A 20,102-nucleotide genomic window follows, 5' to 3' on the forward strand; every position below is an offset into this window, starting at 1 on the left:
TTCCAGAAGAGCCTTGCCCTTCAACGTTGTCGCGATGTGACCTGCATCGGCAACCCGCCTTGCGGCTGCGTCGTCAATTTCTGCACTGGCCAGGGCTTGGTCTCGGCGGTCGTATCGAAGCGGAAGCGCGACAACAGGATGGCGAGCGCGATGATCGCCTCCTGCATGGCGAAACTGGCGCCGATACAGACGCGCGGGCCGGCGCCGAACGGCAGATACTGGAAGCGATCGATTTTTTCGCGGTTCCCCGGGTGGAAGCGCTCGGGCAGGAAGGCATCGGGCCTGTCCCACAGCTTCCTGTGGCGATGGACGACCCAGGGCATGACCAGCACGGCCGCGTGCTTGGGGATATAAAGATCCTTCCAGGTCTCCGGAACGATCGGCTCGCGGTTGATCGAGGGCGCCGGCGGGTAGAGCCGGAGCGCCTCGTCGAAAGCCGCGCGGGTCAACGGCATGGCGTCGAGCCATTTCGTCGGATCGGGCTCGCGCGCCAGCACCTCGTCGATCTCCTGCTCGACGCGGTTACGCTCCCACGGCGATTCGGCCAGGCAATAGAGCGTCCAGCCCAGCGCCCGCGCGGTGGTCTCATGGCCGGCGCCGATGAAGGTGATGATGTTGTCCTCGACTTCCGAGCGCGTCAGCCCGTCGGGGCCTTCGGCCTTGAGCAGCAGCGTCAGGAAATCCTGCGGCACGCCATCGGGATCACGCTTGAAACGCTCCTCGCGCATCTTGACGGTGTCGGTGACGATCTTGCGGAAATAGGCCATGGTCTTGCGGCCACGGATGCGGGTGAGCCGCGGCAGCCAGTCGGGCGCGCGCAGCAGATCGAGCGGATCGACACGGCCCATGGTCTCGAACAAGCGGTCGATCTCATTGGCGAAACTGCCCGGCTCGCCCGCGATCTCGCCGGAGAACAGCGTCTCGGCCAGAATGTCGTAGGTGAGCAGCGTCATGTCATGGGCGATGTCTGATGTGCCGCCGTCCTCGTAGCGGGTGACAAACTCCAGCGTGCGCTTCAGCATCGGCTGGGCAAAGCCGAAGATGTGGCGCGGCGTGAACACCGGCGCCATCGCCTTGCGCGACCGCTTCCACACCTCGCCCTCGGCGGTCAGCAGGCCATCGCGCAGGATCGGCCGCAGGATCTTCTGGCGCACCGTCGCCATCTTGTAGTTCTTGGCGTTGTCGACCAGCACATGGCGGATGAGGCCGGGATCGTTGGCGATGACCAGATGCCCGCCAACGCCATTCACCGATATCCAGGGTTCGTTGTAGGTCGGCTCGCCCACAGTTCGAGCGGGTTGCGGTAGACGATGCGGATCATCTCCAGCGTCGAAGGCGGCGACGTGCGCGGCTTCGGTGCGGGTGGAACGAAGGGGGCGGGCTGAGTGTCCATGAAGTGCTCCGCTGCTCTGTTAATGTAGTGGCTGGTGATCCGGGCGTCCATGTGACCGAACGGCAGGCAATTCGCGGCACGAAGCAGACGGTCGGTTCATCCGATCGTGACCGCTGCGCCAGATGTCCCGCCTTGTCCGCCGGGACGCTCTGCCTTAGTGACAGTCACCAACAGATACCGCCTGATAAAGGAGCCCACCCTTGAAGCACCAGTTGAACATCATCATCGGCAGCACGCGGCCCGGCCGCGCCGGCCCGGTTTTTGCCGAATGGCTGGAGACGTTCGCGCGCGAACACGGGAAATTCGACCCGGTGCTGACCGACATTGCCGCGTTCCACCTGCCGGTGCTGGACGAGCCGCATCATCCAAGGCTTGGCAATTATCAGAACGACCACACCAAGGCCTGGTCGAAGGCGATCGACGCCGCCGACGCCTTCGTCTTCGTGGCGCCGGAGTACAATTATTTCGCGGCCCCTGCGATCGTCAACGCCGTCGACTACCTGCTGCGAGAATGGAAATACAAGCCCGCCGCCATTTTCAGCTATGGCGGTGTTTCTGGCGGCCTGCGCGCGGCGCAGGCGCTGAAGCCGCTGCTGGCCGCGGTGGGGATCATGCCGATCCCCGAGGGCGTCGCGCTGCCGATGTACCAGAAACTGCTCGACGAAAACGGCGCCTTCAGCGCCAGCGAACAGGTGACCGGCGGTGCCAAGGCCATGCTGGACGAGTTGTTGCGCTGGAGCGAGGCGTTGAAACCGCTGCGCGCTGCTTGAAGGAACCGATTCTGGCCAAATGCGCGGCTTGCTCGCGCCATAAAGAGGTGGAATTGTCAGCACGCGACTGAGCCGGGGGCGGTTCGACGTGCGTTTGCTGCTTGCCTTGCTGCTGTTCTTGTCGGTCACCGCCACCGCGGTGGCGGAACGGCGCGTGGCATTGGTCATGGCCGAGGACGACTACCGGCTGGTGCGGCCCTTGGCCAATCCCATCCATGACGGCGAGGCGATGCAAGCGGCGCTGAAGAAGCTCGGTTTCGAGGTGGTGCTTGAAACCGACCGCGATCTGCGGCGCATGCGGCGCGCGCTCGACGATTTTCGCGACGATGCCAAGGGCGCCGATGTGGCCCTGGTCTATTTCTCCGGCCATGGCGTCGAAATCTCCGGCGACAACCGGCTGCTGCCCGTCGATGCCGACGCCTCCTCGCTCGATCAGCTGGACAAGACCAGCCTGCCACTGGAGGAAGTGCGCGCCGCGGTCGCCGCCACCGCCAAGGTCGGGCTGATCGTGCTCGATGCCTGCCGCAGCGATCCGTTCTCGGGCGGCGGTGGCGACGGGCGCGGCGCGACCTCGCTGGCGAAGGATATCGCCGACAAGGTCAAGCCGGGCCTCGGCCGCGTCGGCCGCGCGGAAAACATCCTGTTTGCCTTTTCGGCCGCACCCGGCGAGACGGCGGCCGACGGTACCGGCCAGAACTCGCCGTTCACGACGGCGCTGACCAAATATCTCGGCACCGACGGGCTCGAAATCCGCTCGGTGCTGACGCTGGTGCAGCAGGAGGTCTACGACCTGTCGCGGGGCAAACAGCTACCCTATGTCGAGAGCGGACTGCCGAAGCTGTTCTTCGCTGCTGCAGCCAAGGAGCAGCTGCCGGAGCGCGAACGGCTGCTGCTGGCCATGGCCGATGTGACGCCGGAAATGCGCGGCGAGGTCGAGCAGATCGCTAGCGATGCCGACATGCCGCTGGCGCCGCTCTATGGCGCGCTGTTGTCGAAGAACCTTGCCGTGCTCGGTCCCGAGCAACGCTCGGCCAAGCTCAGGGAAGCCGCGGATGCCTTCGTCAAGGTGCAGCGGGAAATGACCACGCTGGCCTCGGGCGACCCGGAGGTGACGCAGTTGCGCCAAGAGGCGGAACGGCAGCTCTCGCTCGGCGCTTTCGATGCCGCTCGCGCCAAGCTCGCCGAGGCCGCCGGAATCGACAAGGATTCACGCCAGCGGCTCAAGGCCAATTATGTCGAACGCACGCTTTCGGAAGCGGCAACCCATTCGCTGGAAGGCGGCGCGGCAAGTGCTTTGCTCAGATATCAATTGGCCGCGGATGGCTATGAGAAGGCGACAGCGCTCTATCGCGAGGTCAATGGCGAGGACATTCCGGCGGACGACCGCCTGCAGCAGCTTCTCACGCTTGCCCGGCTCGGCGATGTCTACACGACGCTAGGCAGGCTGGATGACGCCGCCAGGACCTACAAGGAATGGAATGAAGGATCGACAAGGCGCTCCGGCACCGATCCGAAGAACGTTTTCTGGCAGCGGGACGTTTCGCTCAGCCTGGACAAGATGGGCGATACCGCCGTCGCCCAGGGCAAGCTCGCCGATGGCCTTGCCGATTACCAGGCGGCTGATATCGCCGAGAAGGTGGCCGCCGCGGCCCCGACCGAACTCGAATGGCAGAGCGATCTTTCCTTTGCCTATGACCGGATCGGCTACGTCATGCGCTCCCAGGGCAATCTCAAGGACGCCATGCCCTATTACCAGAAGGCGCTGGAGGTTTCCAAACGGGTGGTCGGACTTGACCCCGACAACATCAACTGGCAGCGCCGGCTGGGCGTGGCCCACGACTCGATCGGCGACGTGCTGATCATGGCGGGCGATTACAGCCACGCGCTCGACGCCTTCAGTTCGGGCTTTGCGATATGGCGCAAGCTGACGGAGCTGGATCCAGCCAATCTCTCCTGGCAGCGCGATCTGTGCGTCTCCTACACCAAGATCGGCGACAGCTTGCAGATCTTGGGCGAATACAAGAACGCCATCGTTTCCTATCAGGCCGGCCTGAGCCTGAGTTCGGCCCTTGCCAGCGCCGATCCGGAAAATCTCGAAGGCCAGCGCGATATCGCGATCCTTCATGACAGCATCGGCGACGCGCAGCTGATGCTGCAGGCAAATGCAGAGGCTCTGGCCGCGTTCAACGAGGCCAATCACATCTGGGAATCGCTGGTCAAGACCGACCAGAGCAACACGCGATGGCTGCGTGATCTCGAAATCAACTACAGCAAGCTGGGCGACGCACATCTGGCGAATGGCGAGCCGGGAGCGGCGCTGACCGCCTACAAATCAGCACTCGACGCATCTCTCGCCCTGACTGGAAACGACGCCAGCAACAGCCTCTGGCAACGCGATCTGGCGATCAATTGCGGCAAGATCGGCGATCTCCTGGCAAGATCGGGCAACAAGGATCTCGCCACGCAATTCTACCAGCAGTCGCTCGATATCTCCGAGCGCTTCTCCGCCATCGATCCGGACAATTCGATGTGGCTGCGCGATATGGTCATCGGCCATTTCAAAATGGCCGAGATGGGTCTCGATGTCCGTTCGAATTTGACGGCGGCCCTCAAGATCGCCTCCGACATGCAGCAGGCCGGCATCCTATCGCCCGCGGACGCCTGGATTCCGGATGAATTGCGCAAGCGGCTGAAGCTGCTGGATACCCCGGCCAAATGAAAGAGCCGGTCCCGCCCCGGCTTGCTCGCGCCATAAAGAGATGGAATGGTCGGCAAACGACTGAGCCGGGGGCGGTTCGACTTGCGTTTGCTGTTTGCCTTGCTGCTGATGATTGCGACCACCGCCACCGCGGTGGCGGAACGGCGCGTGGCATTGGTCATGGCCGAAGACGACTACCGGCTGGTCCGGCCCTTGGCCAATCCCATCCATGACGGCGAGGTGATGCAAGCGGCGCTGAAGAAGCTCGGCTTCGAAGTTGTCCTCGAAACCAACCGTGACCTCCGGCGCATGCGCCGTGCGCTCGACGATTTCCGCGCCGATGCCAAGGGCGCCGATGTGGCGCTGGTCTATTTCTCCGGCCACGGCGTCGAAATCTCGGGCGACAACCGGCTGTTGCCGGTCGATGCCGATGCGTCCTCTCTTGACCAGATGGACAAGACCAGCCTGCCGCTGGAAGAGGTACGCGATGCGGTCGCCGCCACCGCCAAGGTCGGGCTGATCGTGCTTGACGCCTGCCGCAGCGATCCGTTCTCGGGAGGCAGTGGCGACGGGCGCGGCGCGACCTCGCTGGCGAAGGATATCGCCGACAAGGTCAAGCCGGGCCTCGGCCGCGTCGGGCGGGCGGAAAACATCCTGTTCGCTTTCTCGGCCGCACCCGGCGAAACGGCCGCCGACGGCACCGGCCAGAACTCGCCGTTCACGACGGCGCTGACCAAATATCTCGGCACCGACGGGCTCGAAATCCGCTCGGTGCTGACCTTGGTGCAGCAAGAGGTCTATGACCTCTCCCGCGGCAAGCAGCTGCCCTATGTCGAAAGCGGCCTGCCGAAGCTGTTCTTGCGACCGCGGCGAAGGAACAGCTGCCGGAGCGCGAACGGCTGCTGCTGGCCATGGCCGATGTGACGCCGGAAATGCGCGGCGAGGTCGAGCAGATCGCCAGCGATGCCGACATGCCGCTGGCGCCGCTCTATGGCGCGCTGATCGGGACCGACACCAGCCATCTCTCTGCCGACAGCCTGAACGCCCGGCTGCGCGAGGCGGCCGACGCTTTCGTCAAGGTGCGCAGCGAAATGAAGACGCTCGCCTCCGACGATCCCCAGGTGACGGAACTGCGCCGGCAAGCCGAGGAGCAGCTGTCGCTGGGCGCGTTCGATGGCGCCCGCGCCCTTCTCGCCAACGCCGCCGACATCGACAATGCTTCGCGTCAGGCGCTTAAGGTCAATTTCGTCAGCCGAACCCTGTCCGAGGCCGCGACGCGCTTCCTCTCCGGCGGCGCGGCGCGCGCCGACCTCGACTACGCCACGGCCATTGGTGACTATGAATCGGTGCTGGCGCTGTATGGCGAGGCCGGGCAGACCTCACTCAACCTGGAACAGGCCGACCGCCAGAGCCGCACGCTGGAGGAACTCGGTATCCTCTATACGACGGTGGGCAATGTCGAGGCGGCCGGCCGTGCCTTTACCGCCCTGTTGGCCAACCTCGAGCAGCGGTCGCGTCAGGAAACCGACCCCAGCGTCAAGCGCGATCTCGCCATCGCCCATATCAAGCTCGCCAACACTGAGATGGCACAAGGCGACCTGCCAACCTCGCTGGAACATTATGAGGCGGCCAGGGACATGCTGCAGGACCTGACCGCAAGCGTGCCGGACAAGAAAGACTGGCTCGGTGATCTTGCCATGGCCAATGACAAGATCGGCAATGTGCTGGCGACGCAAGGCGATGTGGGGGCGGCGGCCCAGGCCTATCAACAAAGCCTGTCGATCAAGCAGCGTTTGGCAGATGCCGAGCCGAACAGCGCCTATCTGCTGCGCGACCTGACCATAACCTATGATGAAATCGGCGACCTTGCCCGGACCGCCGGACAGCTGGACGGCGCCCAGACGGCCTTTGAAGAGAGCCTGAGAATTCGGCTCGTGCTGGCGGAGAACAAACCCGATGACCTTGAGCGCCAGCGCGCTGTCTCAGTCAGCCACGATAGGATCGGTGACCTGCTGCGTCAGCGCGGCGACGCCGCCGCTGCACTCGTGGCCTACACCAAGAGCCAGGCGATCGCCGAAGAGCTGGTGCGCCGTGACCCCAACGATACCGACTTGAAGCGCGACCTGTCGATCAGTTACGCCAAGATCGGCAACGCGCTCAACGACCAGGAGAACTGGCCGCCAGCGCTGGCTTCCTATCGGCAAGCGCTGGCCGTGGCGCGTGAACTTGCCGCTGATGATCCTGGCAACACCGAATGGCAGCGCGACCTGTCGGTCTGCCTGGAAAAGGTTGCCGGTGTGCTTGATGCCCAGGGCGATGTCAGCGGCGCACTGCAAAACTATCGGGACAGTTTTGCCATTGCCGATCGGTTGGCCAAGCTCGACCCGGCCAATTCCGACTGGCAGCGCGACCTGTCGATCACGCTGTCGGAAATCGGCATGCTGGAGACCAAGCAGCGCCACTTCGAGGGATCCAAGAAGGCCTTCGAAGCCAGCCTCGGCATCCGCCAGAAACTCGCCCAGTCCGATCCGAACAATGCGATCTGGCAGTTTGATCTGGTACAGGCCTACATCAACTATGCCTATGTGGCGAAGGATCCGAAGGCGGTGCTGACCAAGGCGCTGAACCTGACGCTGGAACTCGACCGCACCGGCCGGCTGGCGCCCCGGGACAAATCCACGATCAAATATTTGCGCGACCTTCTCACCAAATTCGGGGCTCAAAAAAAATAGCCGGCTGCCAGCCCGGGATTCGGCCCGGAAATGCCCGCAAACCTTGGAAAAACCGCCTTTAGCGCCTATATCTAGTCGATATCAGACGCGCGATTCGGGGCCGATTTTTCGCGCTGTAAAAGCGGCATCTAGACAACAGGTTTTCATGAGCGACCAGACCGAGAACACAAACGGCGCAGAAGCCGAATACGGCGCCGATTCCATCAAGGTTTTGAAGGGGTTGGACGCCGTCCGCAAACGCCCCGGAATGTATATCGGCGACACTGACGACGGTTCCGGCCTGCATCACATGGTCTATGAGGTGGTCGACAACGCCATCGACGAGGCCTTGGCCGGCCACGCCGACCTCGTCACGGTGACGCTCAACCCCGATGGTTCTGTGACGGTGATCGACAATGGCCGCGGCATTCCGACCGATATCCACACCGGCGAAGGCATTTCCGCGGCTGAAGTGATCATGACGCAGCTGCATGCCGGCGGCAAATTCGACCAGAATTCCTACAAGGTGTCGGGCGGCCTGCATGGTGTCGGCGTCTCGGTGGTCAACGCTCTTTCGGCCTGGCTGAAGCTGAAGATCCGACGCAACGGCCAGATCTTCGAGATGAGCTTCACGCACGGCAATGCCGATGCGCCGTTGAAGGCGACCGGCAGCTACGAGCAGGACAAGCAGCCGGGCACCTATGAGGGCCGCAGCGGCAGCTCGATCACCTTCTTCCCGTCGGCCGAGACCTTCACCATGGTCGAGTTCGATTTCGGCACGCTGGAGCACCGGCTGCGCGAGCTCGCCTTCCTCAATTCCGGTGTCCGCATCATTCTGACCGATGCCCGCCACGCCGACATTGTGCGGCATGAACTGCACTATGATGGCGGCCTGGAAGAGTTCGTCAAATATCTCGATCGGGTCAAGAAACCGCTGATCGAGAAGCCGATTGCCATCAAGGCCGAGCGCGACGGCATCACCGTCGAAGTGGCGATGTGGTGGAACGACAGCTATCACGAGAACGTGCTGGCCTTCACCAACAACATCCCGCAGCGTGATGGCGGCACCCATCTGGCCGGCTTCCGTGGCGCGCTGACGCGCCAGATCACCGGCTATGGCGAATCCTCGGGCCTGACCAAGAAGGAAAAGGTCTCGCTGATCGGCGACGATTGCCGCGAAGGGCTGACGGCGGTGCTGTCGGTCAAGGTTCCCGACCCGAAATTCTCCTCGCAGACCAAGGACAAGCTGGTTTCGTCGGAGGTCCGTCCGGTGGTCGAGGGGCTTGTCAACGAGGCGCTCGGCACCTGGCTGGAAGAGCATCCGACCGAAGGCAAGGTGGTCATCGACAAGGTGATCCAGGCCGCGGCGGCGCGTGAAGCGGCGCGCAAGGCGCGCGACATCACCCGCAAGAGCTCGCTCGGCGTCACGTCCTTGCCGGGGAAGCTGGCCGACTGCCAGGAACGCGATCCGGCGAAATCGGAAATCTTCATCGTCGAGGGTGACTCGGCCGGTGGCTCGGCCAAGGGCGGCCGTTCGCGCCAGAACCAGGCCATTTGCCGTTGCGCGGCAAGATCCTCAATGTCGAGCGGGCGCGCTTCGACCGCATGCTCGGCTCCGACATGATCGGCACGCTGATCACCGCGCTCGGCACCTCGATCGGCAAGGACGAGTTCAACGCCGACAAGCTGCGCTATCACAAGATCATCCTGATGACCGACGCCGACGTCGACGGCGCCCATATCAGAACCTTGCTGCTCACCTTCTTCTTCCGGCAGATGCCCGAACTGATCGAGCGCGGCCATCTCTACATCGCCCAGCCACCGCTCTACAAAGTGACGCGCGGCAAGAGCTCGCAATACATCAAGAACGAAAGCGCCTTCGAGGAGTTCCTGATCGAATCCGGGTTGGAGGAAGCTTCGCTGACGATGGGTTCGGGGGAAGTGCGGACCGGGCAGGATCTGCGCGGTGCGGTGGACGATGCGCTGGCTGTGCGCCAGCTCATCAACGGCCTGCATACGCGCTACAACAGAGGCGTGGTCGAACAGGCCGCGATCGCCGGCGGGCTCAATCCCGAGGTCTTCGGCGATCTTGGCCGCGCCAACGCCATGGCGGAACGGATTGCACAACGTCTCGACATCATCGCCGAGGACACCGAGCGCGGCTGGACCGGCCGCATGTCGACCTCGAATGACGGCAGCGGCGGCTATGTCTTCGAGCGCACCGTGCGCAGCGTCAGGAATACGCCCATCTCGACATGGGGCTGATCAATTCTGCCGACGCCCGCCAGCTCGACCGCTACGCACAGCGCCTGAGCGAGGTCTACGGGACGCCGCCGGTGCTGCGCCGCAAGGATGTGTCCGAAACCGTCTCGGGCCCGCTGGCGCTGCTCAACGCCGTCTTTGCGACCGGCCGCAAGGGCCTGACCATGCAGCGCTACAAAGGTCTCGGCGAGATGAATGCCGAGCAGCTCTGGGAAACCACGCTCGATCCGAATGTGCGTTCGCTGCTGCAGGTCAAGGTCAACGACGCGACCGATGCCGACAGCCTGTTCTCGCGGCTGATGGGCGACGAGGTCGAGCCACGGCGCGAATTCATCCAGGACAATGCACTGTCGGTCGCCAATCTGGATATTTGACGCTTGTCGCCCAAAACCGTGCGGCGGTTTTGGGCGAACGAGATGCACAAGAGCTTAATGCGCGACGGCTGAAACCGTTTCAGTGCGACGCGCTTTGAGACTGCAGCGATGCGGTGAAGAAGCTTGCCAGGGCGGCGTTGAGGCGCTGATGAAACGCGGCCCGATCGAAGCCGGGTGCGTCGACGCAAACCGTGGGAGCGGCGGCGCGCCGTTTAGCGCCGCATGCCGGCAAGAACGCGTAGTGACCCGCCAGGGGTTCGACATGATACTCCGGCGGTCGGGGCAGTGCCGAACGGATGTGTTCTTCCTACCAGGGGTCTGGTTGATGCTGATCGTTGGCGGCGCGCCATAACAGCACCGGGATTTGAACCGAAGCGAGGCCGGCGCGGTCGAAGGTGAAGCCGAACGCCGGCGCGGCGGCTGCGATGGCGCGGATCCGCAGATCAGGCTTCCACGCATCCGGAGGTGGCTGGGGCGCTTCGGCAACGGAATGGACCCCCGCTTTCGCCAGCGTGGTGCAAAGATCGTGCTGGGGATTTGCCGCGCAGTATGGATCGATCCTGCCGAGATCGGGTATTCCGCCCGCTTCAACGAGCACGGTGAAGCCGCCATTGGAGAATCCGAAGGCACCGATGCGCTGCGGATCGATGTCTGCATGTCCCTGCCAGTCCGTCAGCATGAAATCGATCAGCCGGCTCAGTTGGGCGGGCCGGCGCCATAGCATCAGCACCTTGCTCTGGTCGTCGTAGGTATCGCCGGCATGGCTGACCGCGGCGACGACGAAGCCGGCTCTCGCCAAGGCGATCGCCGTATCATAATGGCCGGCATAGGATCCGCCGCCGCCATGCGAGATCACGATGAGCGGCAGCGCACGGCCTTCTACCGGGCCGGAAGGTGCCACGCGCTGCTTGAAGAATTCCAGCGGCACATCGCGCGGCTCGGCTGAAGTCGGGTACCAGATGCCGGCAGCCAGCGGCGGCTCGCCGCCATTGGGAACGCGAACGGCTTCAAAGCCTACGGAGGAAGGATGCGCGGTGTCTTCGGCAGCCGAACTGGCCGATGTCGCGCCGATCGGCGCACCGGCTGCAGTGGCAAGGGTCGTGCCCCAGGGGAACAGGCAATAGAGCGAGACCAGGCCGACTAAAATTGCTGGGCGCAGCCCGCGGACAGGAGCCCAAATCCGCTGGGCTCTTGCTTTTTGCTTCTCCTGGAATTTCCTTGGAGTCATTTGTCTTCCTGCTCGGCAAGGCACTTCGAAGAAAATTCGTCCGGATTTCCGCTTTTGCCCGACTCGACCTGGGGGTCAAATCACAACAACATGATCGCTTGAGACATTGGTGCGAAGCGGTGCTTCGAATTGTTCCCTCGCCGGCAAACAAAATCATTTTATAGCCTGCCGGAACGGAAGTCCTCTCGGGACATTGTGACAACATCGATCATAGTTTCTCACAGGAGGCCTTCATGGGACGTGGCATTTTGCTCTGGTTGCTCGGTATTCCGATCCCAATCATCATTCTCATCATGCTGTTCGTACGGTAGGGGCGTTGATGCAGCCCACCATATCGGCTATCGACCTATCCGCTTCAGAAGAAGCCTCCGCTACAGCCGTCAGCTGGGGACCGATCATTGCCGGCGCTTTCGCGGCTTCGACGCTGACCTTCATCCTCATGCTGCTCGGCTCCGGGCTTGGGCTCAGCATGGTTTCGCCATGGTCGGGGTCCGGCGCATCGATCACCACCTTCGCGGTGTCGACCGCGATCTGGCTGGTCGTCGTGCAATGGCTGTCCTCCGGCGTCGGCGGCTACCTTGCCGGACGCCTGCGCACCAAATGGGTCGGCATCCACACTGACGAAGTGTATTTCCGCGACACCGCTCATGGCTTCCTTGCCTGGGCGTTGGCAACGCTGCTTGTCGTCGGCGTCCTCGGCTCGGCGCTATCCGCAGCCCTGGGCTCAGGTGTACAGGCTGTCTCAACCGTAGCATCGGGCGCCGCCACGGGTGCATCGGCTGGTGTCTCGGCCAAGATCGGCAGCGCATCGGCCGACAATGCGACCTCCTATCTGGTGGATTCGCTGTTCCGTCCGGCCGATCCGGCCAAGCTTGCGGCTGCCAATTCTGACGGTGATGCTGCCGCAGTCGGAGAGGCCTCGCGCATCCTGATCGCCAGTGCGGCGGCGGGCGAGATTTCCGCCGACGACAAGACCTATCTGTCGCAACTGGTTGCTGCCCGCACCGGGCTGTCCGCGGGCGACGCCAAGGCGCGTGTCGATGCCCTGGTCGCCAAGGTCGAGGACGCCAAGGTCAAGGCCAAGCAGGCCGCCGACACAGCCCGGAAAGGCAGCGCGACGTTTGCCCTGCTCGGCGCCTTGTCGCTGGTCATCGGCGCCTTCATCGCCAGTGCCGCGGCCGCTCTCGGCGGCAGGCAGCGCGACGAAGAGGAAGCGGTTTTCCTGACCACCCGCTGAACCCAGGCTTGCGCCAGAAATGAAAGAGCCCGGCTTCAAAGCCGGCTCTTTGCCGTTTCCGCCAATCGGCCAGATCAGTGATCCATGGCCTTGACGATCTCTTCGGTCATCTTCTTGGCGTCGCCGAGCAGCATCATGGTGCCGTCCTTGTAGAACAGCGTGTTGTCGATGCCGGCATAGCCGGAGCCGAGCGAGCGCTTGACGAACAGGCAGGTGCGGGCCTTGTCGACGTCGAGGATCGGCATGCCGTAGATGGGTGAGCTCTTGTCATCCCGCGCGGACGGGTTGGTGACGTCGTTGGCGCCGATGACATAGGCGACATCGGCCTGCGCGAATTCGGAATTGATGTCCTCGAGTTCGAACACTTCGTCATAGGGCACATTGGCTTCGGCCAGCAGCACGTTCATGTGACCAGGCATGCGGCCGGCGACCGGGTGGATGGCGTATTTCACATCGACGCCATTGGCCTTGAGCTTGTCGGCCATTTCGCGCAACGCGTGCTGCGCCTGCGCGACCGCCATGCCGTAGCCCGGCACGATAATGACCTTCTGCGCGTTCATCATCAGATAGGCGGCGTCGTCGGCCGAGCCCTGCTTGACGGTGCGCTCGATGCCATCATCCGCCGCTGCCGCCGTCTCGCCGCCGAAGCCGCCAAGGATGACCGAGATGAAGCTTCGGTTCATGCCTTTGCACATGATGTAGGACAGGATCGCACCGGACGAGCCGACCAGCGCACCGGTGATGATCAGCGCCAGATTGCCGAGCGTGAAGCCAAGTGCTGCGGCGGCCCAGCCCGAGTAGGAATTCAGCATCGAGACGACGACCGGCATGTCGGCGCCGCCGATCGGGATGATCAGGAGGATGCCAAGCACCAGCGAGGCGGCGACAATCAGCCAGAACACCAGTTTTGACTCGGTGGTGACGAGCAAGATGATCAAAACGATCAGGGCGATGCCAAGCGCGGCGTTGATGAAGTGGCGGCCGCCGATCATGATCGGCTTGCCGGACATGCGGCCATCGAGCTTGAGGAAGGCGATGACAGAGCCGGTGAAGGTGATGGCGCCGATGGCGACGCCCAAGCTCATCTCGATCAGGGCCTGGGCGTGGATATCTCCATTCGTGCCAATGCCAAAACTTTCCGGCGCGTAGATGGCGGCAGCCGCCACCATGACGGCGGCGAGGCCGACCAGCGAGTGGAAGGCGGCGACCAGTTGCGGCATCGAGGTCATGGCGATGCGGCGCGCGGTGACGGCGCCGACACCGCCGCCGATGGCGAGGCCAAGCACGATGAGGCCGAAGCGGCCGGCCGACGGGGTCGCCAGCGCCAGCGTGGTGGCGATGGCAATGCCCATGCCGATCATGCCGTACAGATTGCCCTGGCGGCTGGTGGTCGGATGCGACAGGCCGCGCAGCGCCATGATGAACAGGACGCCGGAAACCAGATAGAGGAAGGACGCGAAGTTGGCGTTCATGGCGCTCTACTTGTCCTTCTTCTTGTACATGGCCAGCATGCGCTGGGTGACCAGGAAGCCGCCGAAGATGTTGACCGACACCAGCATCAGCGCGACGAAGCCGAAGCCGGCGGCAACACCGGAAGCGGCGATGCCGACGGCAAGCAACGCACCGACGACGATGACCGAGGAGATGGCGTTGGTGACGGCCATCAGCGGCGTGTGCAAAGCGGGGGTCACCGACCAGACGACATAGTAGCCGACGAAGATCGCCAGCACGAAGATGGCGAAGCGGAAGACGAAGGGATCGATGGCGCCGCCGGAAAGTGCGTGCGCGGCATCACCCGCCGCCTCGGCACCGCCTGGAGCATTGGCCAGGTTCTGCACCGCAAGCTTAACGGCAGCGCTTGCCTGGTCGAGCTGGTCGAGGGCTTTCTGCAGGGTCTGATCCATCACGCGGTCCCTTTCGACTTGGGCGAGGGCGACTTGGATGCGGCGGTTTTCTTGGTCGCGGCTTTCTTTGCAGCAGCCGGCTCGGCCGAGGCGTCGGCGACCATGGTCGTGGCCGGGATCGCTGCCGGCTCGACATGGGGCTGCTGGTCGGCCTTGGCGAAGGCCGGATGCACGACCTTGCCACCGTCGGTCAGCATCGTCGCCTTGACCAGATCGTCGTCGCGGCTGATGGCGAGCGTCTTCGTCGTCTTGTCGACCAGCGTCTCAAGGAAAGCGAACAGGTTCTTGGCGTAGAGCAGCGAGGCGGATGCGGCGACACGGCCCGGTACGTTGAGATGGCCGACGATCTTTACATTGTTGGCCGTGGTGACGACCTTGCCCGGCTCAGCACCCTCGACATTGCCGCCACGCTCTACCGCGAGATCGACGAGCACCGAACCCGGCTTCATCGACGCGACCATCGACGCCGAGACCAGCTTCGGCGCCGGGCGGCCGGGGATCAGCGCCGTGGTGATGACGATGTCCTGCTTGGCGATGTGCTCGGCGGTGAGCGCCGCCTGCTTGGCCTGGTATTCCTTGGACATTTCCTTGGCATAGCCGCCGGCGGTTTCGGCGGCCTTGAACTCGTCGTCCTCGACGGCCAGGAATTTCGCGCCGAGCGAGGCGACCTGTTCCTTGGCGGCGGGGCGCACGTCGGTGGCGGTGACAACGGCACCAAGACGACGCGCCGTGGCGATCGCCTGCAGGCCGGCGACGCCGACGCCCATGATGAAGACTTTCGCCGCCGGCACCGTGCCGGCCGCCGTCATCATCATCGGCAAGGCCCGGTCATATTCCGAGGCACCGTCGATCACCGCCTGGTAGCCGGCAAGGTTAGCCTGGCTGGACAGCACGTCCATCGATTGCGCGCGGGTAATGCGTGGCATGAACTCCATCGAGAAGGCGGTGACACCGGCCTTCGCGAGCGCCGCGACCGCCGCGTCATTGCCATAGGGATCCATGATGGCGATCACCGCTGCACCGGCTTTGTAGCCTTTCAGCTCGGCATCCGTCGGCCGGCGCACCTTGAGCACGACATCGGCCTTGGCGACATCTGCGGCCTTGCCGATCGCGGCACCCGCCTTGGCAAACTCTTCGTCGGGGATACGCGACCTCGTGCCGGCGCCGGTTTCGACAATCACATCGAAACCAAGCCCCGCCAGCCGCTTGACCGTATCGGGCGAGGCCGCGACACGCGGCTCGTTCGCATCAAGCTCACGAGGGATGAAAACCGTCTGTCCCACCGCATGATCCTTTCGGCTGGAACCTGTTTGCGCAAAGTGTCGGCCGGAATCTCCGGCGACGTCAATGGCAACGGGGTTTTGGAAGGTCTATCGCAGAATGAAGGCGCCGACGGCTATGATCAGGATGAACAGGATGGTCGCCGAGAAGAAACCGGCCGCGAAGAAGCCGAAAGCCATCGCGATGAGCAACGCGCCGCAGAAAAGTGATCCGTATTTGGCCAGCGCGAGAAAGCCCGCATAGGTGCGGTCATGTTCGGCATAGTCCATCTTCGCGCCCAGTTCGACAGGACCGGTCGGCGAGTGATCAGCCATAGGAATACCCCTTCGAAGACATCTTTCAGGCACATAGCGAAAAGCCGGGCCGAGAGCAATGGCGCTATTGCCGCATTGGGGCGGACAACTGCCTCAAGGGAAAATTGAAACTGCCGGCCGTCCCTGTGAGGGGCGGCTTGCGCCAGGCCTGCCCGGCGGTCTCAGCCGGCGAGGTGCGGGAAGAGCCCGAGCAGTCCAACGACGATCAGATAGAGCGCGACGATGTAGTTCAGCAGCCGTGGCATGATGAGGATCAGCACGCCGGCGATCAGCGAGATAAGCGGCGTGAGCGCGAGCTGGGAGATGTGCATGTCGGGGTCCTTCGGGGCAGATCAGTTGGCATGATGACGAGACGGAACGGCGGTACGCCGCCGTCATCAAAACGCGGATCTGGCCGGAAAGCTCCCGAGGCTCGTCAAAAATCGCGTAGCCTCAGGCGGCGGCGCGATAATATTTCGCTGTCGGCACGATGGACAAGGGTGTCAGCCGGTTGATGGCCGGATTGGCGAACATCAGCCGCTGCTCCGTCGGCGTCGACCTGAAGAATGGGAACCGTTCGAGCGTCAGGCGCATATTTTCGCCGGCAGGGATTTCGAACAAGGCGATCCGGGTAAGAACGCCTGGAAATTCTTTAGCCTCGGTCCGCTGTACGGCATTGAAATAACGCGAATAAAAATTGGAATGCTCGACCTTGACCGGCGTCAGCACCGAGTCCTGGCCAAAATAGAGCGAGGCCACCATGGCAAGCCTGAGGGTCAGGAACGGCAGCACTCCGGGCGCCGGCGCGCTATCGGGATCGGTTGCAAACCGGGTTCCGTCGATAAAGGTTTCTCCGCGGGCAAGTCGCTCGATCAGTATTTCCGGATAGGCATCGACCGAGGGCGAATTCGGGTGCTCGCGAGAAATGTAATGGAAGCGGATCGTGCTGACCAACTCGCCATAGAAATAGACACCGAACCGGTAGGAATTGGGCAGATTGTCCCAGCGATCCTCGAACATCCCGCCGGCGATTGGGCCGCACATGCCTGAGCGCAGATAGGATTTGTAGCGAAGCCGGTAAATCGCCTCCAAATCCTCGCCTCCGGTAATGAGGCGATAGTCGACATGCTCCAGCAGTTGCATCATCGATCGGTTCAGCACCGAATCGCCGGCTGCCCTGACCACGCCAGACGCATTCCTTGCAGCCGTTGCAGCATCCATCATCTGTCCTCGAAATTCCGCCTATGAATAGGCTATTCGAGCTGAAATGAGACACAAGCTGAAATTTGGATAGCGCTGGTTTACTTTCTGTTAACCTTAACAGCCGGGCGTTCGATTGAGCTGCAGCGCTTGCGTTCGGCAGTTGCTGAGTGCGTCGTAACCCCTTGTTTTTGCTTTTATATATTTGAAAGAATGACCGTCAATGACGCCGCCTGTCGAGCTTGGCCTCGCGTCCGACCCGTTCCCGGTCATCAACGCAACGTTGTGCATCGCCCGCAACCTGGAACGCCCGACAAAGCGGCGGAACCACCCTCAAGCGACCTTCGAAATCACGACAATTGACTGGCTGTCCGTTTGCCGGAATTGGCTGTTCGTTTGCCGGTGAGACGTAGGTCCGCGGCGAATGGCCAGGTGACATTCGACATCGTCTCTATACCCGACGCACTCAGCGCGGCGCCGAAGAGGAAGCCTTGCACGAGATCCGGCTTGACCTGCAAAGCCAGGATCTTGAGCTGTTCGAAGGTCTCGACGCCTTCCACGGTCACCGAAAGCCCGAGTGGCCGCGACAGGCTGACAATGCCCTTGAGCAGTTCCAGCGAACGATTGTTCTGGGTGACGTCCATCAGGAACGAGCGGTCGATCTTGATCTTGTCGAGCGGCAGCTTGTGGAGGTAGCTCAGGCTCGAATAGCCGGTGCCGAAATCGTCGAGCGCGATGCGCACACCGAGCTGCTTCAGTTCCTCGATATACTGGCGCGTCAAAGATTTGTCGTCGAGCAGCGCCGTTTCGGTGACCTCGATCTCCAGCCGGCCGGCGGCGAGGCCGGAATTCGCCAGCGCATCGCGAACCTTCTCGATGACGTCGCGGTTGCGGAAATCCTTGGCCGAGAGGTTGACCGAGACGCTGGTCTGGTCAGGCCATTTGGCGCATTCGGTGCAGGCTGCCTGCAGCACGAAAGTGCTGATCTCGGAAATGATGCCCATTTCCTCGGCCAGCGGAATGAAAATACCGGGCGAAATCGGCCCGAGATCGGGATGATCCCAGCGGCATAGCGCCTCGCAGCTGGCGATGCGCATGGTGCTCATCGCCACGATCGGCTGATAGACCACGCGCAATTCCTTGCTTTCCACAGCGCTGCGCAGATCCGCCTTCATCAGCTGCCGGTTGCGGAATGCCGCGTCCATCGCCGCCTCGAACAGCCGCCAGCCGTTCTTGCCCAGCTCCTTGGCCTTGTAGAGCGCCAGATCCGCCTTGACGATCATGGCGTCGACATCGCTGTCCCTGACCCGCGACAACACGGCGCCGCCGCTGGCCTGGATGCGCAGCCCATGGCCGGCGACGTCCACCTCGCCCTGCAGCGCCGCAAAGATCTCGTCGATCTGCGTGGTCAGATGGCTCTCGTCCTCGATGCGGTCGAAGAAGACCATGAATTCGTCGCCGCCGAAGCGGCTCACGGTGATGCCTTGACCGGCAACGGCGGCAAGACGCTCGGCGACCGCGTAGATCAACCCGTCGCCGATCGGATGGCCGAGCGTGTCGTTGACGCTCTTGAAATCGTCGAGGTCGAGCACGGCAAGGCCACAAAAACGGTCGCGGTCGCCTGACGCCATCGCCTCGCCGATCAGCTCGTGGAAATAGGCGCGATTGGGCAGGCCGGTGAGATTGTCATAGCGCGCCATGAAGCGGATCTTGTCTTCCGCTTCGACACGCGCCGTCACGTCCTCGAAGGTGATGACACCGAGTTCCTGGCTGCCTTCGCGGGCCGAGAATTCGTAATGCTGGCCGTTGGCGAGGGAAACGAGCACCTTGCGGTCGCGGCCCTCGCGCAGAGCACGCGTCAGCTGAGCCTCGATATAGCGGCAGTCCTTCGGCGCCAGCATGCCGCCGGCAACGCCGCGCATGAGGAGACCATGGATCGACCGCCCGAGCAGCGCATTCGCGGACTTGAGCGACATCAGATGGGCAGCCTCGGCATTGGCCACCACCACCCGGCCATTGGGGCCGAGCATGACAAGGCCGTGCGACATGGTGTTGAGGGCGCGGTCGAACCTGTGCGCGAGCTTCCGCGCTTCCTTGTGGCCGATGACAGCCGAGAAAAGCACGTTGCGGACGTGGTCGGCACTGTTGATCGTGATGAACGTCAACGGGATGATCATCAACCCGAGAACGACCGAGGGGAGATCCATGCGCAGCAAGAGTGCAAGTGCCGCCGGACCAATGAAGGTCACGGAAAAAATCCGCACCATGAGCGGAGAGCCGTAGTTCCGGCCAACAACCGTCACCAAGGTGGCGATGGCCAGCGACGTCGCGGCCAGTTCGGCAAACGGATCGGGATATACATAGATCGATATGAAACACAGCGCGCCCAAGCCGAGGCCCTGGAGGCTGCCCTTGAGGATATAGGTGCGCTCCCACCGCCGCGCCTCTTCGACATTGGCGATTACGCCGCCCGCCTTTCGGAAACCGCGAATGCCGGAGTAGCGGAAAAGGCTGATGGACAGCAGACCAAAAGAAAAGCCCAGAAACAAAGGGTTGTGCGTACGCAGGTAGATCATGAATCCGAGGATCCAGTAGCATACGCCGCCGATCACCAGCATGTGGGCGTTGTCGAACAACGACCGCACAAACTGGATATAAACATCCGCGGGGATGTTTTCGGTTTTTGTTCTGCCCATATTGTCGGCCCAACGCTAAGCCTTGTCATGTCACACGCGCCTTAAGAAAGGCTTA

The 20,102-nt window shown here is 62.8% G+C and carries 13 protein-coding genes and 2 pseudogenes; 6 read left to right on the top strand and 9 right to left on the bottom strand.

Annotated elements, in window-relative coordinates:
• Nucleotides 1–20: 20 nt before the first annotated feature.
• Nucleotides 21–1,393, bottom strand: a pseudogene (locus AC0V8S_RS01630) (cytochrome P450).
• Nucleotides 1,394–1,593: 200 nt separating this feature from the next.
• Here AC0V8S_RS01630 and AC0V8S_RS01635 point away from each other — a divergent pair.
• From AC0V8S_RS01635 to gyrB, 5 genes and pseudogenes are all read left to right on the top strand, one after another.
• Nucleotides 1,594–2,163 carry an NADPH-dependent FMN reductase gene (locus AC0V8S_RS01635; RefSeq protein WP_475436614.1) on the top strand — a complete coding sequence of 190 codons (570 nt, stop codon included), beginning with the start codon at nucleotides 1,594–1,596 and terminating at the stop codon, nucleotides 2,161–2,163.
• Between the two features lie 88 nt (nucleotides 2,164–2,251).
• Nucleotides 2,252–4,882 carry a caspase family protein gene (locus tag AC0V8S_RS01640; protein WP_475436615.1) on the top strand — a complete coding sequence of 877 codons (2,631 nt, stop codon included), beginning with the start codon at nucleotides 2,252–2,254 and terminating at the stop codon, nucleotides 4,880–4,882.
• Nucleotides 4,883–4,927: 45 nt separating this feature from the next.
• The gene (locus tag AC0V8S_RS01645) at nucleotides 4,928–5,785 is read left to right on the top strand and encodes a caspase family protein (protein WP_475436616.1); all 858 of its coding nucleotides are present in this window, start codon (nucleotides 4,928–4,930) and stop codon (nucleotides 5,783–5,785) included.
• Nucleotides 5,773–7,593: a tetratricopeptide repeat protein gene (locus tag AC0V8S_RS01650; RefSeq protein ID WP_475436617.1), complete on the top strand. Its 1,821-nt coding sequence runs from the start codon at nucleotides 5,773–5,775 to the stop codon at nucleotides 7,591–7,593. The genes AC0V8S_RS01645 and AC0V8S_RS01650 overlap by 13 nt, the downstream gene beginning before the upstream one ends.
• Nucleotides 7,594–7,738: 145 nt before the next feature.
• A pseudogene (gene gyrB, locus AC0V8S_RS01655) lies at nucleotides 7,739–10,208 on the top strand (DNA topoisomerase (ATP-hydrolyzing) subunit B).
• A gap of 307 nt (nucleotides 10,209–10,515) precedes the next feature.
• Here the strand turns inward: gyrB and AC0V8S_RS01660 are convergent.
• The gene (locus tag AC0V8S_RS01660) at nucleotides 10,516–11,436 is read right to left on the bottom strand and encodes an alpha/beta hydrolase family protein (protein WP_475436618.1); all 921 of its coding nucleotides are present in this window, start codon (nucleotides 11,434–11,436) and stop codon (nucleotides 10,516–10,518) included.
• 319 nt (nucleotides 11,437–11,755) lie between these two features.
• On the opposite strand from AC0V8S_RS01660, the gene AC0V8S_RS01665 reads away from it, so the two are divergent.
• Nucleotides 11,756–12,673 (top strand): hypothetical protein, encoded by a 918-nt coding sequence (locus AC0V8S_RS01665; RefSeq protein WP_475436619.1) that lies wholly within the window; start codon nucleotides 11,756–11,758, stop codon nucleotides 12,671–12,673.
• A gap of 74 nt (nucleotides 12,674–12,747) precedes the next feature.
• On the opposite strand, the gene AC0V8S_RS01670 is transcribed toward AC0V8S_RS01665, so the two are convergent.
• The 7 genes from AC0V8S_RS01670 to AC0V8S_RS01700 all read right to left on the bottom strand — a co-directional run bounded on the left by AC0V8S_RS01670 (nucleotide 12,748) and on the right by AC0V8S_RS01700 (nucleotide 20,047).
• Entirely contained in the window at nucleotides 12,748–14,145 is a 1,398-nt protein-coding gene (locus AC0V8S_RS01670; RefSeq protein WP_095200829.1) for an NAD(P)(+) transhydrogenase (Re/Si-specific) subunit beta, read from the bottom strand.
• A gap of 6 nt (nucleotides 14,146–14,151) precedes the next feature.
• The gene (locus AC0V8S_RS01675; RefSeq protein WP_432421255.1) at nucleotides 14,152–14,577 is read right to left on the bottom strand and encodes a proton-translocating transhydrogenase family protein; all 426 of its coding nucleotides are present in this window, start codon (nucleotides 14,575–14,577) and stop codon (nucleotides 14,152–14,154) included.
• Nucleotides 14,577–15,860 (bottom strand): Re/Si-specific NAD(P)(+) transhydrogenase subunit alpha, encoded by a 1,284-nt coding sequence (locus AC0V8S_RS01680; protein ID WP_475436620.1) that lies wholly within the window; start codon nucleotides 15,858–15,860, stop codon nucleotides 14,577–14,579. The genes AC0V8S_RS01675 and AC0V8S_RS01680 overlap by 1 nt, the downstream gene beginning before the upstream one ends.
• 87 nt (nucleotides 15,861–15,947) lie before the next feature.
• On the bottom strand, nucleotides 15,948–16,172 hold the full coding sequence (locus AC0V8S_RS01685) for an aa3-type cytochrome c oxidase subunit IV (RefSeq protein ID WP_475436621.1): 225 nt from the start codon (nucleotides 16,170–16,172) through the stop codon (nucleotides 15,948–15,950).
• Between the two features lie 161 nt (nucleotides 16,173–16,333).
• The gene (locus AC0V8S_RS01690) at nucleotides 16,334–16,483 is read right to left on the bottom strand and encodes a DUF3096 domain-containing protein (RefSeq protein WP_019862764.1); all 150 of its coding nucleotides are present in this window, start codon (nucleotides 16,481–16,483) and stop codon (nucleotides 16,334–16,336) included.
• Nucleotides 16,484–16,604: 121 nt separating this feature from the next.
• Nucleotides 16,605–17,336, bottom strand: coding sequence for an N-acyl amino acid synthase FeeM domain-containing protein (locus AC0V8S_RS01695; RefSeq protein ID WP_475436622.1), 732 nt, complete (start codon nucleotides 17,334–17,336; stop codon nucleotides 16,605–16,607).
• A gap of 365 nt (nucleotides 17,337–17,701) precedes the next feature.
• Nucleotides 17,702–20,047: a putative bifunctional diguanylate cyclase/phosphodiesterase gene (locus AC0V8S_RS01700; RefSeq protein ID WP_475436623.1), complete on the bottom strand. Its 2,346-nt coding sequence runs from the start codon at nucleotides 20,045–20,047 to the stop codon at nucleotides 17,702–17,704.
• Nucleotides 20,048–20,102 lie beyond the last annotated feature (55 nt).

The organism is Mesorhizobium oxytropidicola, assembly GCF_056174625.1.

Coding starts and splice junctions, on each gene's coding strand:
- AC0V8S_RS01645 (WP_475436616.1), top strand. CDS start 4,928: ATGGTCGGCAAACGACTGAGCCGGGGGCGGTTCGACTTGCGTTTGCTG.
- AC0V8S_RS01650 (WP_475436617.1), top strand. CDS start 5,773: ATGGCCGATGTGACGCCGGAAATGCGCGGCGAGGTCGAGCAGATCGCC.
- AC0V8S_RS01660 (WP_475436618.1), bottom strand. CDS start 11,436: ATGACTCCAAGGAAATTCCAGGAGAAGCAAAAAGCAAGAGCCCAGCGG.
- AC0V8S_RS01665 (WP_475436619.1), top strand. CDS start 11,756: ATGCAGCCCACCATATCGGCTATCGACCTATCCGCTTCAGAAGAAGCC.
- AC0V8S_RS01670 (WP_095200829.1), bottom strand. CDS start 14,145: ATGAACGCCAACTTCGCGTCCTTCCTCTATCTGGTTTCCGGCGTCCTG.
- AC0V8S_RS01675 (WP_432421255.1), bottom strand. CDS start 14,577: ATGGATCAGACCCTGCAGAAAGCCCTCGACCAGCTCGACCAGGCAAGC.
- AC0V8S_RS01685 (WP_475436621.1), bottom strand. CDS start 16,172: ATGGCTGATCACTCGCCGACCGGTCCTGTCGAACTGGGCGCGAAGATG.
- AC0V8S_RS01690 (WP_019862764.1), bottom strand. CDS start 16,483: ATGCACATCTCCCAGCTCGCGCTCACGCCGCTTATCTCGCTGATCGCC.
- AC0V8S_RS01700 (WP_475436623.1), bottom strand. CDS start 20,047: ATGGGCAGAACAAAAACCGAAAACATCCCCGCGGATGTTTATATCCAG.